This is a genomic window from Halosaccharopolyspora lacisalsi (assembly GCF_014137975.1).
GTDB lineage: Bacteria > Actinomycetota > Actinomycetes > Mycobacteriales > Pseudonocardiaceae > Halosaccharopolyspora > Halosaccharopolyspora lacisalsi.
Genome location: NZ_JACGWZ010000001.1, coordinates 864,462 through 877,363, shown reverse-complemented (window position 1 = coordinate 877,363; position 12,902 = coordinate 864,462). Strand labels below are relative to the sequence as shown.

Sequence of the window (12,902 nt, the reverse complement as noted above, 5' to 3'; positions counted from 1 at the left end):
GCTGACGGGGCGAATGAAACGGAGAAACGCCACATGGGCGACTACGCCAAGGCGCTGGGCGGCAAGCTCCGCGCTATCCGCCAGCAGCAGGGTCTCTCGCTGCACGGCGTCGAGCAGAAGTCAGGCGGGCGGTGGAAGGCCGTGGTCGTCGGGTCCTATGAACGTGGCGACCGCGCGGTGACCGTGCAGAAGCTCGCCGAACTGGCCGACTTCTACGGTGTTCCGGTGGCCGAGCTGCTTCCGGAGGGGCGCGTTCCCTCCGGTGCCGAGCCGGCCACGAAGGTCGTGATCAACCTGGAACGACTGCAGCAACTGCCCGCGGAAAAGGTCGGACCGTTGGCCCGCTACGCGGCCACGATCCAGAGCCAGCGCGGTGACTACAACGGCAAGGTGCTGTCGATTCGCACTGAGGACCTGCGATCCCTGGCCATCATCTACGACATGAGCCCGGGTGAGCTCACCGAGCAGCTCATCGACTGGGGTGTGCTGCCCCCCGAGGCCCGCCCGGCACGGGAGGACTGACGAAACCGGCCCCGCACCTCGCGAGGTGCGGGGCTCCCGGTTCGTTCTCGATACCGCCGGTCCGTTCCGGCGGTGCGAGCTGTTCCCGACGGTGCGGTCCGTTCCGGCGGTGCCGGCCGACTCGCACCGGCACAACCGTCCGGCCGGACCGGTGCTCAGTCCTGTTCGACGAGCTACCCGGCCCACCCGTTCGGCGTCCCGTGTTGCCTGCTGAAATCGCCCGCTAGGACTCGTCCTGCTCCGACGCGGCCGGGACGCGCAGTTGCTCGCGCCTGCCCGCCACACGGTCCATCAGCCCGTTGACGAAGCGCGGGGAGTCATCGGTCGACAGCCCCTTGACCAGATCCACCGCCTCGTCGATGGCCACGATCGGCGGCACGTCCTCGCCGAAGAGCAGCTCGAACAGCCCCAGACGCAACACGGCTCGATCCACCGTGGGCATCCGTTCCAGCGTCCAGCCCTCGGCGTGCTCGACGATGAGCTCGTCGAGGTGCCGCAGTCGAGCCGCGACACCGGTCACCAGGGTCACGGTGTAGTCCTGGACGACGGGTGCCTCGGTGGAACCGATTCGTTCGGACAACAACGTCTCGAGATCGAGACCGCGCAGATCGCTTTCGTAGAGTACTTCCACGGCGCGTTTGCGGGCCTTGCTCCGTGCGCCCAACTCACACTCTCTTTCCGGCTGTGCGCTGCTGGCCTCGGCCCAGCGCGCTCACTTGACGCGGCCGAGGTAACGGCCGTCGCGCGGGTCGACCTTGATCTGTTCGCCGGTCTCGATGAACAGCGGGACCTGCACCTCGGCCCCGGTCTCCAGCGTGGCGGGCTTGCTGCCGCCGGTGGAGCGGTCACCCTGCACGCCGGGATCGGTGTGCGAGACGCGCAGCTCGACCGAGGCGGGAAGCTCGACGTAGAGCGGAGCGCCCTCGTGCCGCGCGACGACCACGTTGCTGTTCTCCAGCATGTAGCCCGCGGCGCTGCCGACCACGTCCGGCGTAACGCTGACCTGATCGTAGGTGTCGGGCTCCATGAAGACGTAGTCCGTGCCGTCGTTGTAGAGATAGGTCATCTCACTGCGGTCCACGTTGGCGGTCTCCACCTTGATACCGGCGTTGAAGGTCTTGTCGACCTGCTTGCCGGAGAGCACGTTCTTCAGGGTGGTGCGCACGAAGGCGGCGCCCTTCCCCGGCTTGACGTGCTGGAAGGTCACGACGGACCAGAGCTGGCCGTCGATGTTGAGCACCAGTCCGTTCTTGAGGTCATTCGTGGTGGCCACGGTCGGGCTCTCTCCTGTGGGGTCGCTGCGGGTGTTTCGCTGCGAAGGTGTCAGCGAGTGTGTCACTGGCCGTGGGGCCGCCCGACGCCGCCGATCCGACGTGCGGACGCACCCGTGCGAGCGCCGAACGGCGAAGCCGGCCGGCGAAACCGGCCGGCGGAGCCGACCGATGGGCTAGACGGCGAGGAGGTCCTTCGTCGTCAGCGTCAGAAGCTCCGGCGTGCTCGAACGCACGACCAGCGTGTCCTCGATACGGACCCCGCCGCTTCCCGGCAGATAGACGCCGGGTTCGACGGTGACCGCCATCCCGGCGTCAATCGTACCCTCTCCGCGCTGGGACAAGGCCGGTGCCTCGTGGATCTGGAGGCCGACGCCGTGCCCGAGGCCGTGGGCGAACCGCTCGCCGTACCCGGCCTCGGTGATCACGTCCCGGGCCGCGCTGTCGACCTCCCGCACGTCGGCACCCTCGTACACGGCCCGCCGCCCCGCGGTCTGAGCCGAACGGACGAGTTCGTAGAGCTCCCGTTGCCAGTCGGCGGGTCGGCCCAGCACCACGGTGCGGGTCATGTCCGAGTGGTACCCCTCGACCAGCGCTCCGAAGTCCATCTTGACGAAGTCGCCCGCGGCCAGGACCGTCCCGTCGGGACGGTGGTGGGGGATCGCCGAGTTCGTCCCGGTGGCCACGATCGTGTCGAAGGCCGGAGCGGCCGCGCCGTGGTCCAGCATCCGGCTCTCCAGCTCGCGGGCGACGTCGCGCTCACCGCGTCCCGGCCGCAGCCCACCGTGCTCGATCAGCTCGTCCAGCGCCCTGTCGGCCACCGCGCAGGCCGTGCGAAGTGCCTCGATCTCGCTTTCGTCCTTGACCAGTCGCAACCCCTCCACCAGTCCGGGGGTTCGCACGAGCTCGCAGGGATCGGCGGCGTCGGCCAGCGCGTCGCATCCGTCGACCGTGACGTGCTGGCTCTCGAAGCCCACTCGACGGTGCTGCTCGGCGGTCTCGGCGACCCGCCGGGCCAGGGTCAGCGCGCTGGCCCGGTCGATGACGTGCTCCAGGTCCGGTACCTGCTGTTCGGCCTGGCTCCGGTAGCGGCCGTCGGTGCAGAAAACGGTGCCGCCCTCCGCGCCGCGCCGGTCGGTGGCGTGCACCAGCAGGGCCGCGTTCGAGCCGGTGAAGCCGGTCAGGTACCGGATGTTGAGCAGGTCGGTCACGAGCATCGAGGCCACCTCGCGCTCGCGCAGGTGCTCACGCAGCGCGTCGCGGCGCTGGGAATGTGGTTCGGGCATACCCCGCAGCTTAAAGCTTCGCGGTCCCGAGAACGGCAGCGTGACGGGATCCGGACGTCGCGGGGCGGCGGCTTCGGCGCGATTCCCCACCACGACCGGGGACGCGGACGTCGGATGCTCGGCATCCGGGTGGGCCCGGCCCAAGCCCCCGTCCCGGGGCGTACCGCCGATCCGGGGGCTGTTTCCCGCTTCTAGTCGGACCCGGCCAGGGCCCGCAGCGCCAGGGCGTAGCCCCGGATGCCGAACCCGACGATGACGCCTGAGGCGATGTCGGACAGGTAGCTGTGCTGCCGGAACGATTCGCGCTGGTGGATGTTGGAGATGTGCACCTCGATGAAGGGCTCACCGAGCTGGTGGCAGGCGTCGCGCACGGCCACCGAGGTGTGCGTCCAGGCCGCGGCGTTGATCACCACGGGTAGCCGCCGGTCGGCGGCCTCGTGCAACCAGCCCAGCATCTCGCTTTCGCCGTCGGTCTGGCGGACCTCCACCTCGATGTCCAGCTCCCGCGCGACCCGATCGCACAGGTCGACGAGGTCGGTGTGAGTGGTGCTGCCGTAGACCGCCGGATCGCGCCGTCCGAGCCGCCCCAGGTTGGGGCCGTTGAGGACCAGAACCTTCACAGCAGGACCTCCCGTCCAGAATCACGCGCGGCGCCTCCCTCGGTGAGCGCGGAGTAGGCCGCGGCCAGCAGCGACGGGTCCGGGCCTTCGAGACGTCCCGGCTTGGCCAGCGCGTCCAGGACCACGAACCGCAGCACCCCCGATCGGGTCTTCTTGTCGCCGTTCATCGTCTCCATCAGTTCGTTGAGCGCGCTCGGGTCGTAGCTGGTGGGCAGGCCCAGCAGATCCAGCACCGCCCGGTGCCGGTCGGCGGTGGCGTCGTCGAGCCGCCCCGCCAGCCGCGCCAGCTCGGCGGCGAAGACCATCCCGATGCTCACGGCCGCACCGTGGCGCCACCGGTAGCGCTCGCGGCGCTCGATCGCGTGGGCCAGGGTGTGACCGTAGTTGAGGATCTCCCGCAGGCTCGACTCGCGCAGGTCCGCGGCCACGACCTCGGCCTTGACCGCCACGGCCCGGCGTATCAGCTCACCGAGGACGTCGCCGGTGGGGTCCACGGCCGCGCTGGGGTCCGACTCGATCAGTCGCAGGATCTCCGGGTCGGAGATGAACCCGCACTTGACGATCTCGGCCATGCCCGCGATGAGCTCGTTGCGCGAGAGCTCCTCCAGCGTGGCCAGGTCGACCAGCACCATGCTCGGCTCGTGGAACAGCCCGACCAGGTTCTTGCCCGCCTCGGTGTTGATGGCGGTCTTGCCGCCGATCGCCGCGTCGACCATGCCCAGCAGCGTGGTCGGCACGTGCACCACGCGCACTCCCCGCATCCAGGTCGCGGCGACGAAGCCGGCGAGGTCGGTGACAGCACCGCCGCCGAAGGAGACGACCACTCCCTCGCGGTCCATGCCCATCTTGCCGAGCACTTCCCAGCAGAAACCGGCCACGGCCAGGGTCTTGCCGTCCTCGGCGTCGGGGACCTCGACCCGGTGCGCGTCGACACCGGCCTGCCCGAGTTCCTCGCGGACGGCCTCGACGGTGGTGGTGATGCTGGGCTGGTGCACCAGTGCGACCACGGAGGCGTCCCCCAGGTGGCTGACGAGGTCGTCCAGGAGGCCGCGGCCGACGATCACGTCGTAGGACCGTTCACCTCCGACGTTGATCCGCGCTGGCTCGGTCATCATCGTCCTTTCCGCCGTCACGTGTTCCTCATTCACTCGCCGGCGATGCGGTACGCAGGCCGTCGATGGCGTGCTCGGCGACCTGGTGGGGTTCGAGGTCGTCGGTGTCGAGTTCGCAGGTGGCCACCTGCCGGTACAGCGGTAGCCGGGCGTTCAGCAGGGCCTTGAAGGTCGCCCGCGGGTTGACTCCGGCCAGCAGGGGCCGCGCGGTGGACAGGCCGGTGCGGCGGGCTCCCTCGGAGATGCCGACCGACAGGAAGACCACCGGTTGCTCGACCAGGCGTTCGCGGGTGGCCTCGGACAGCACCGCGCCCCCGCCCAGGGACAGCACCCCGTCGTGGTCGGCCAGCGCCCGGGCCACCGCCCTCTCCTCCAGCTCGCGGAAGGCCTGTTCGCCCTCACCGGTGAAGATCTCGGAGATGGCCTTGCCCGCCAGGTCCTCGACGTCGGTGTCGGTGTCGCGGAAGGTGACACCGAGGTGGTCGGCCAGCAGCTGCCCGACCACCGTCTTGCCCGCTCCTGGGGGGCCCACGATCACGGCTCGCGGTCCCATCACGCCTCCTGCCGCCGTTGGTCGTGCTCGGTCAATCCGGCCAGGTATCCCTCGACGTTGCGCCGGGTCTCGGTCAACGAATCCCCGCCGAACTTCTCCAGGACGGTCTCGGCCAGGACCAGCGCCACCATCGTCTCGGCCACCACCGCCGCCCGCGGCACCGCGGTGACGTCCGACCGCTGGTGCATGGCCTTGGCCGGCTCACCGGTCTCGACGTCGACGGTGGCCAGTGCCCGCGGCAAGCTGGAGATCGGCTTCTTGGCCGCTCGCACGACCAGCGGCTCCCCGTTGGTGATCCCGCCCTCGAGACCGCCGGCGCGGTTGCTGCCCCGACGCACCCAGCCCGGCCCCTCGCCGGGGTACATCTCGTCGTGAGCGGCACTGCCCCGCCGGGCCGCGTTGGCGAACGCCTCCCCGATCTCCACGCCCTTGATCGCCTGAATGCTCATCACCGCCTGAGCCAGCCGAGCGTCCAGCTTGCGGTCCCAGTGCACGTGCGAACCGATCCCCGGCGGCAGCCCGTGGGCGACGACCTCGACCACACCGCCGAGCGTGTCCCCGTCGGCCTTGGCCGCCTCGACCTCGGCGGTCATCGCCTCGGTCACCGACTCGCCGAAGGCCCGCACCGGGTTGTCGTCGATGGCGGCCAGGTCCTCCGGTCCGGGCAGCTGCCGGCCGGTGGCCTCCACGCCACCCAACGCCACCACGTGACTGACCAGCTCCACTCCCAGGGCCTGACGCAGAAACTGCCGCGCCACCGTGCCCACCGCCACGCGCGCGGCCGTCTCCCGCGCGCTCGCCCGTTCCAGCACCGGACGGGACTCGTCGAAGCCGTACTTCTGCATGCCGGCCACATCGGCGTGCCCCGGGCGCGGCCGCGTCAACGGCTCGCTGCGAGCCTGGGCAGCCAGCACCTCCGGATCCACCGGATCGGCGGACATCACCTGTTCCCACTTCGGCCACTCGGTGTTGCCGATCCGCACCGCCACCGGACTGCCCTGGGTGAGTCCGTGCCGGACGCCGCCGATGACCTCCAGCTCGTCGGCCTCGAAACTCATCCGCGGACTGCGCCCGAACCCCAGCTTGCGGCGCTGCAACTGCACGGCGATATCAGCCGTGGTGACCTCCACCCCGGCAACCATCCCCTCCAACACCGCAACCAGGGCAGGACCATGCGACTCACCAGCGGTCATCCAGCGCAACACGCCTGCGATCCTGTCACGGCGGCAGGGGCTGAGTCCCTCAGGGGGGAGCGACCGGACCCCACCAAGGGGCCGGCTCCACACCGAAAAACGGGAAAGCCGTGACCAGCCAGCCGGGCAACAGCATCGACGGCCCGTGCGGGACCACGCCGCGCCGCAGCACGGCCGCCACCGCCAGGGTGAGCAAGGCGGCGACGACCATGACGAGGGGGACGGCGGCCGGGGACACGGCACCGATCAGGGCACCGAGGCTGCCGGCCAACTTCACGTCACCGGCGCCCAGGTTCCCCGGAGCCACCACGCCCACGCAGGCGTAGCACCCCGCGAACACCACCGCACCCACCAGCGCACGTGGCACCAGCTCGGGTCGCCAGGAAGCCGCGAACGCCAACAGCGCCGCGCACCCGGGGTAGGCCGTCAGGGTCAGTGCGTCGGGAAGCCTGCGGGCGAGCACGTCGCAGGCGGTCAGCAGCACCGCCAGCCACCCCAGGGCCAGCGGAACGGGAACCCACCACGGCGGCGTCGTCCCCAGCGCCTCCCCGACGGCGACCACGGTCCACAGCAACGTCACCGCCACCTCGCACCACAGCCTCGGGGGGCGGACCCCACGACGCAGCCGGCACAGCAGGCGCGAACCGAGCCGGCCGGCACCGAATCCGGCCGAACCCGCCACCACGACGATTCCTGTTTCGATCACGCCCACAGCATCGCCGCCGCGGGACGGCCGGATCGGCGTTCATGTCGCGGACGTCCGCGTGTCGGACACCGCGAGCCGCGCGGAACGCCCCGCGAACCTCACTCCCGCACGCTGAACAGGGGTTCGCCGGCCGTGACCGCCCCCGCCTCCCGGAAATCGCCCAGCGCCTCGGCCTCGACCTCCAGGACCACCACGGGACACACCGCCGAGTACCCGTGGGCCTCCACCTCGGTGGGGTCCCACGTGACCATCGGTTGGCCCGCCTCGACGATGTCGCCCTTGGCGACGTGGAGCGCGAACCCCTCGCCCTTGAGCTTGACGGTGTCGATGCCCAGGTGCACCAGCACCGAGGCGCCCCCGGCAGCGGTGATCACGAACGCGTGCGGGTGCAGGGTCGCGACGGTCCCCGCGATCGGCGCCACCGCGTCGCCACGTCCGCCCCCGGGCGTGACCGCCATGCCCGGACCCACCATCTGCTGGGAGAACACCGGGTCGTCCACGCCGCTCAGCGGCCCGGCACGACCGTCGACGGGACTACCGACCACGGCGCTCACAGCAGGTCCTCGATGTCGCCGGAGAGGGTGTCGGCCTCGGGACCGACCACCACCTGCACGACCGTGCCCTGCTGCATCACGCCGTGCGCGCCCGCGGCCTTGAGCCCGGCCTCGTCCACCTTCGACCCGTCCTCGACCTCGCAACGCAGCCGCGTGATGCACGGCTCGATCTCCACGATGTTGTTCCCGCCGCCCAGAGCGGTCAGGATCGCAGCAGCCTTGTCCTCAGCCACCCGTGCTCCTTCGTCGTCGTCAACGGCCTCGATACCGTCGACGATCCCATTGTCACCGTGGGAATCCACGCGCGAGTCGGTGTCGATGCGGCAACGAAAACGTCGCTCGCTTGACACCGTTCCCGTGAAGACGCATGGTTCCCTACCAACTGGTTTAGACCGGACCGTACCAACTTCCCGCTCTCGTGGACAGGTCCGATCGAAGACCCCGCCAGCAGGCACGGGAGACATCGTGTGCAGCCATCGAACGCTCACGGCAGCGCAGGCCGGAGGAGTCCGCGGGGACGAGTCCGCCGCGCTGCGCGACGGGCCGGTGCCCAAGCACGCCCAGTTGCGCGAGATCCTGCGTGAGCTGGCCGGCAAGGAGATCCTTCCCGGCGCGGCGCTGCCGTCCGAACGCTCCCTCGCCGAGCGCTTCGGGGTCTCCCGGCTGACCGTCCGCGAAGCCATCGGACAACTCGTGACCGAGGGCCTGCTGGTCCGGGTGCGGGGAAAGGGCACGTTCACCGCTCGCTCGCGCGTGGACTCCTCCCTGCACCTCGCCTCGTTCACCGAGGACATACGCCTCATGGGGATGGTTCCGGAGACGGAACTGCTCGACCGGGCCGAGGCAGCGCCCCCGCCGGAGACGGCCGAGGCGCTGAAGCTGGCCCCGGAACGGGCCGCCTACTGGCTGTTTCGCCAGCGCAAGGCCGATGGTGTCCCCATGGCGGTCGAGCGCAGCTGGTACCACCCCGATCACGCGCCCGGCTTGCTCGACCAGGACCTCACCGGCTCGCTGTACACGCTGCTGACGCGAACCTACGGTGTCGTGCTCGAACACGGCACCCAGACCGTGCTCGCCGACGGCGCCGACAGCGGGACGGCACGACTGCTGGGAGTGCCTCCGGGCAGCGCCGTGCTGGTGTTCCGGCGGATCTCCACCGCGCGAGGAGAGCCGGTGGAGGACACGACGTCCTGGTACCGCGGGGACCTGTACCAGGTGACCATGCAACTCACGACCGAACCACCCGGACACAATCGTCCATCCAGGAGGTAAGCGATGAGCGCCAGCGCTCCAACGGGGACCGGCGGCGACAGAAAGGGCTTCGCCCAGCTCCAGCGCCTCGGCAAGAGCCTCATGCTGCCGATCGCGGTCCTACCCGCCGCCGGGTTGCTGCTACGGCTGGGCGCCGACGACCTGATCGGCGCCATTCCGGGAATGGCCACCGTCGGCGCGGTGATCAGCTCCGCCGGTGGCGCGCTGTTCAACAACCTTCCGCTGCTGTTCGCCATCGGTGTGGCCATCGGCTTCGCCAAGAAGGCCGACGGGTCGACCGCGCTGGCCGGAGCGGTGGGATACCTGGTGCTGGCGGGCGTGCTCTGGGAGATCACCGGCACCGAGGCCGACAAGGTCTACAACAAGGGCCCCTACGGTGTGCTGGGCGGCATCATCGCCGGTCTGGTCGCGGCCTTCCTCTGGCAGCGCTACCACCGCATCAAGCTGCCCTCCTACCTCGGGTTCTTCGGGGGCCGCCGGTTCGTACCGATCGTCACCTCGGTGGCCATGCTGGTCATCGGCGTGGTCCTGGGGCTGATCTACCCGGTCTTCGACACGGCGCTGACCGGGTTCGGCAACGCGGTCTCGGGCAACGCGGTGATCGGCGGCGGTATCTACGGCGTGGTCAACCGGTTCCTGCTGCCCTTCGGACTGCACCACATCGTCAACTCCGTGGTCTGGTTCCTGACCGGCGACTACAACGGGGTCAGCGGCGACATCAACCGGTTCTTCGAGGGCGACCCCGCCGCGGGCACGTTCATGACCGGCTTCTTCCCGATCTTCATGTTCGCGCTGCCCGCCGGGGCGCTGGCGATCTACCACTGCGCCAAGCCCTCGCAGCGCAAGGTCGTCGGCGGCATCATGCTCTCCACCGCGCTGACCGCCTTCCTCACCGGCATCACCGAACCGCTGGAGTTCTCCTTCATCTTCGTGGCCTGGCCGCTGCTGGTGGTCCACGCCGTGCTGACCGGCACGTCGCACGCCCTGGTCAACGCGCTGGACATTCACCACGGCTTCAGCTTCTCGGCCGGCGCCATCGACTACCTGCTCAACTTCGGCATCGCGACCAGGGCGCTGTGGCTGATCCCCATCGGGCTCGGCTACGCGGTGATCTACTACTTCCTGTTCCGGTTCATCATCACTTGGTGGAACCTGCCCACCCCCGGCCGCGAGGACGACGAGGCCCCGGCCGAGGCCGACGGCGGTGGAAGCACCGCGAGTGGCGAGCCCACCGCGGAAGCCGGGTCCACCACGAGCACGGACACAGCCGGGAACACCGGCTACAAGAACGCCTGAGAGCACTCACGAGATGGGAAAAACAGCCATGTTCGAACGACGTGTCACCGTGGCCAGCAAGGTCGGTCTGCACGCACGACCGGCGGCGCTGCTGGCCAAGGCGGCCTCGGCACAGTCGGTGAAGATCACCATCCGCAAGGACGAGACCGATCCGGTCGAGGCCGGAAGCATCCTGGGACTGATGACCCTGGGCGCTTCCCACGGCGACGAGGTGGTGCTGGCCGCAGAGGGCGAGGGCGCGGAGGAGGCCCTGGACGAGATCGCCGACCTCGTCGGCACCGAGCTCGACGCGGAGTGACCCACTCCCCTCTCGCCCCGGAACGTGGGTGCTCCGGTTTCGCGCGAAACCGGGAAAACCTGATTTCGCGCGAAACCGGGTAACCACCGAACGGGGATCAGCGAGGCGCTGTGGTGGGGCGAGCCGCCCTCACTCGCCCCACCACAGCGGGAGCGGCTTCACCTCGCCGGTGGCGCCGTACAGGGCGTCGCGCATGCGCTCGCGCGGCGCGGTGTGACCGGTGAACTGCTCGACCTGGCCGAAGGCCTGGTGCAGCAGCATGTCCAGTCCGGTCCCCAGCCCGCCCCCGGCTCGCTGCACCGCCGTGGCCAGCGGAGTCGGCCACGGGTGGTAAACGACGTCGAGCAGGCAGGGGGCCCGCGCCAACCGCTCGGCGACGCCGACGTCCACCGCCCCGGCGGGCAGGGTGGAGACCACGACGTCGGATGCCTCGGCCGCCGCACCGAGATCGACGGTGTCCAACCGCTCGACCCGGACGCGCAGGCCGAGCCTGCGGGCGGTTTCCAGCGCCTCGCTCGCGCGGGTGGGCTCGCGCACCGCCAGCATCACCTCGGTCAACCCGAGCTCGGCGAAACCGGCCAGCACCGCCGCCGCCGTACCCCCGGCACCGAGCAGCAACCCCCGCGAGCCCTCGGCGAACCCGCCCGCCGCGCGCAGCGCACCGGTCACCCCTTCCACGTCGGTGCAGTCGGAGTCCCAACCACCGTCCTCGCGGGGCACGAGCGTGTTGGCGGCACCGACAGCGAGCGCACGCTCGGTGTGCCCGGAGGCCAGCGCCAACGCCGCGCGCTTGCCGGGCATCGTCACCGACAGCCCCGCCCACTCGGGACCGAGCCCGTCGACCATCCAGGCCAGGTCCTCCGCGGAACACTCGTACTTGCCGTAGGACCAACCCGCCAGGCCCAGCGCCTCGTAAGCCGCCTCGTGCAGCACCGGCGACAACGAGTGCTCGACGGGGGATCCCACGACGCCGGCCCTGCGGATCACGTGGGCTGAGGAGTCAGTACGCACCGCGTTCCTGTGCCTTTCGGATGGCCTGCTTGTGCTGCTGCATGTTCTCCGAGAAGCACGAGCGGCCGTCCTTGTGGCACTTGACGAAGTAGACCCAGGGGCCGGACTGCGGCTTCTCGGCGGCCGAGATCGCCTCGGTGCTGGCCGCGGAGATCGGTGTCGGAGGTAACCCCTCGTTGAGGTAGGTGTTGTACGGCCCCGGGCGGTCCCGGTCCGCGTCGTCGGTGAGCAGGGTCGGCTGATCCAGCGGGTAGTTGATCGTGGAGTCGAACTGCAACGGCATATCGGTCTCGATGCGGTTGTAGACGACCCGCGCGACCTTGCCGAAGTCGGAGCGGATCCCCTCGCTCTGCACCAGCGAGGCGATCGTGAGGACCTCGTAGGGCGAGAACGGGGTGCTCCGCGCCAGCTGCGGCAGTCCCGCCGCCTCCATCTTCGTCGCCGACTTGGTCACCACCGAGCGCAGGATCTGCTTGGCGCTCTCCCCCGGTTCGACGTCGTAGACACCGGGCATGATCAGCCCTTCCAGCTGCTTGCCCGGTGGCGCCTTCGAGGTCGGACCGAGGGCCCACTGCGGCGCGCCCAGGTCGGCCGGATCGGTCTCCGCGGCGACCTTCTGCATCTTCTCGCCGCTCACGCAGTCCTTCTCGCTGCCGGTGCAGGTGGCCTTGGCCAGCATCGTCAGGATGCCCGGTTCGACCACCCGACCCCGCTTGTCGACCTGATCGGCCAGCCGCATCCCGCCACGCACCTCGACGCGGCCCACGCTGGCCTCCTCGGACAGGATGTGGCTCACGGCGGCCTCGCCGGACATCTTGTGCTTCATGAGGTAGAAGCCGGGCTGGATCCCGGAGACGGCCTCGTTCTTCCTCGCCGCCTCCAGGAACGCGGTGGCGCTGGCCACGACGTCGTGCTCGGCCAGCGTGGAGGCGATGGCGCTGGTGGTATCACCCTGCTTGACCTCGATGACCACGTGGCCGGTTCCCGGCCCCTCGTAGTCCTCGTAATCGCCGATGCTCAGGAACAGGCTCGCGCTGTAGAAGACCCCGGCCCCGATGATGAGCAGCACCAGCACTCCCGCCGCGGCGGTGACGCTCCGTCGCCGCCGGCGGCGACGGAACCGATCCCGTTCCTCACCGGCCTCCTTGCGGCCGCGTTGCGGCGCCTCACTGGTCTCATCGGCGAACAAGCCGAGATCGTCACTCAAG

16 protein-coding genes are annotated in these 12,902 nt (G+C 70.1%); 4 read left to right on the top strand and 12 right to left on the bottom strand.

Going from position 1 to position 12,902, the window contains the following annotated elements:
* Positions 1-33: 33 nt before the first annotated feature.
* Positions 34-522: a transcriptional regulator BldD gene (bldD, locus tag FHX42_RS04250; protein WP_182542824.1), complete on the top strand. Its 489-nt coding sequence runs from the start codon at positions 34-36 to the stop codon at positions 520-522.
* 223 nt (positions 523-745) lie between these two features.
* Here the strand turns inward: bldD and nusB are convergent, their stop codons facing one another.
* The 10 genes from nusB to FHX42_RS04200 all read right to left on the bottom strand — a co-directional run bounded on the left by nusB (position 746) and on the right by FHX42_RS04200 (position 8,050).
* The gene (gene nusB, locus FHX42_RS04245) at positions 746-1,186 is read right to left on the bottom strand and encodes a transcription antitermination factor NusB (RefSeq protein WP_182542823.1); all 441 of its coding nucleotides are present in this window, start codon (positions 1,184-1,186) and stop codon (positions 746-748) included.
* A 48-nt stretch (positions 1,187-1,234) separates the two neighbouring features.
* Positions 1,235-1,795, bottom strand: coding sequence for an elongation factor P (efp, locus tag FHX42_RS04240; RefSeq protein ID WP_182542822.1), 561 nt, complete (start codon positions 1,793-1,795; stop codon positions 1,235-1,237).
* Positions 1,796-1,969: 174 nt separating this feature from the next.
* A complete protein-coding gene (locus FHX42_RS04235; RefSeq protein WP_182542821.1) occupies positions 1,970-3,079 on the bottom strand; it encodes an aminopeptidase P family protein in 1,110 nt (369 codons plus the stop codon).
* Positions 3,080-3,270: 191 nt separating this feature from the next.
* Positions 3,271-3,699, bottom strand: a complete 429-nt coding sequence (gene aroQ, locus FHX42_RS04230) for a type II 3-dehydroquinate dehydratase (protein ID WP_182542820.1) — start codon at positions 3,697-3,699, stop codon at positions 3,271-3,273.
* Positions 3,696-4,811 carry a 3-dehydroquinate synthase gene (gene aroB, locus FHX42_RS04225; protein WP_182542819.1) on the bottom strand — a complete coding sequence of 372 codons (1,116 nt, stop codon included), beginning with the start codon at positions 4,809-4,811 and terminating at the stop codon, positions 3,696-3,698. The genes aroQ and aroB overlap by 4 nt, the downstream gene beginning before the upstream one ends.
* A gap of 28 nt (positions 4,812-4,839) precedes the next feature.
* A complete protein-coding gene (locus FHX42_RS04220; RefSeq protein ID WP_182542818.1) occupies positions 4,840-5,364 on the bottom strand; it encodes a shikimate kinase in 525 nt (174 codons plus the stop codon).
* Positions 5,364-6,569, bottom strand: a complete 1,206-nt coding sequence (aroC, locus tag FHX42_RS04215) for a chorismate synthase (protein ID WP_182542817.1) — start codon at positions 6,567-6,569, stop codon at positions 5,364-5,366. The genes FHX42_RS04220 and aroC overlap by 1 nt, the downstream gene beginning before the upstream one ends.
* 37 nt (positions 6,570-6,606) lie before the next feature.
* On the bottom strand, positions 6,607-7,263 hold the full coding sequence (locus tag FHX42_RS04210; RefSeq protein ID WP_328795892.1) for an A24 family peptidase: 657 nt from the start codon (positions 7,261-7,263) through the stop codon (positions 6,607-6,609).
* 98 nt (positions 7,264-7,361) lie between these two features.
* On the bottom strand, positions 7,362-7,817 hold the full coding sequence (locus tag FHX42_RS04205; protein ID WP_182542816.1) for a PTS sugar transporter subunit IIA: 456 nt from the start codon (positions 7,815-7,817) through the stop codon (positions 7,362-7,364).
* Positions 7,814-8,050, bottom strand: a complete 237-nt coding sequence (locus FHX42_RS04200) for a glucose PTS transporter subunit EIIB (RefSeq protein WP_182542815.1) — start codon at positions 8,048-8,050, stop codon at positions 7,814-7,816. Before FHX42_RS04200 ends, FHX42_RS04205 begins: the two co-directional genes overlap by 4 nt.
* A gap of 298 nt (positions 8,051-8,348) precedes the next feature.
* On the opposite strand from FHX42_RS04200, the gene FHX42_RS04195 reads away from it, so the two are divergent.
* From FHX42_RS04195 to FHX42_RS04185, 3 genes are read left to right on the top strand one after another with little or no spacing between them, the layout of a single operon-like run.
* Positions 8,349-9,089: a GntR family transcriptional regulator gene (locus tag FHX42_RS04195; RefSeq protein ID WP_328795960.1), complete on the top strand. Its 741-nt coding sequence runs from the start codon at positions 8,349-8,351 to the stop codon at positions 9,087-9,089.
* Positions 9,090-9,092: 3 nt separating this feature from the next.
* Positions 9,093-10,385 carry a PTS transporter subunit EIIC gene (locus tag FHX42_RS04190; protein ID WP_182542813.1) on the top strand — a complete coding sequence of 431 codons (1,293 nt, stop codon included), beginning with the start codon at positions 9,093-9,095 and terminating at the stop codon, positions 10,383-10,385.
* Positions 10,386-10,413: 28 nt separating this feature from the next.
* Positions 10,414-10,683, top strand: a complete 270-nt coding sequence (locus FHX42_RS04185; protein ID WP_182542812.1) for an HPr family phosphocarrier protein — start codon at positions 10,414-10,416, stop codon at positions 10,681-10,683.
* 129 nt (positions 10,684-10,812) lie between these two features.
* On the opposite strand, the gene FHX42_RS04180 is transcribed toward FHX42_RS04185, so the two are convergent.
* Complete coding sequence (locus FHX42_RS04180) at positions 10,813-11,694, bottom strand: shikimate dehydrogenase (RefSeq protein WP_182542811.1); 882 nt, start codon at positions 11,692-11,694, stop codon at positions 10,813-10,815.
* Positions 11,684-12,901, bottom strand: a complete 1,218-nt coding sequence (gene mltG / locus FHX42_RS04175) for an endolytic transglycosylase MltG (RefSeq protein WP_182542810.1) — start codon at positions 12,899-12,901, stop codon at positions 11,684-11,686. The genes FHX42_RS04180 and mltG overlap by 11 nt, the downstream gene beginning before the upstream one ends.
* Position 12,902: the final 1 nt, after the last annotated feature.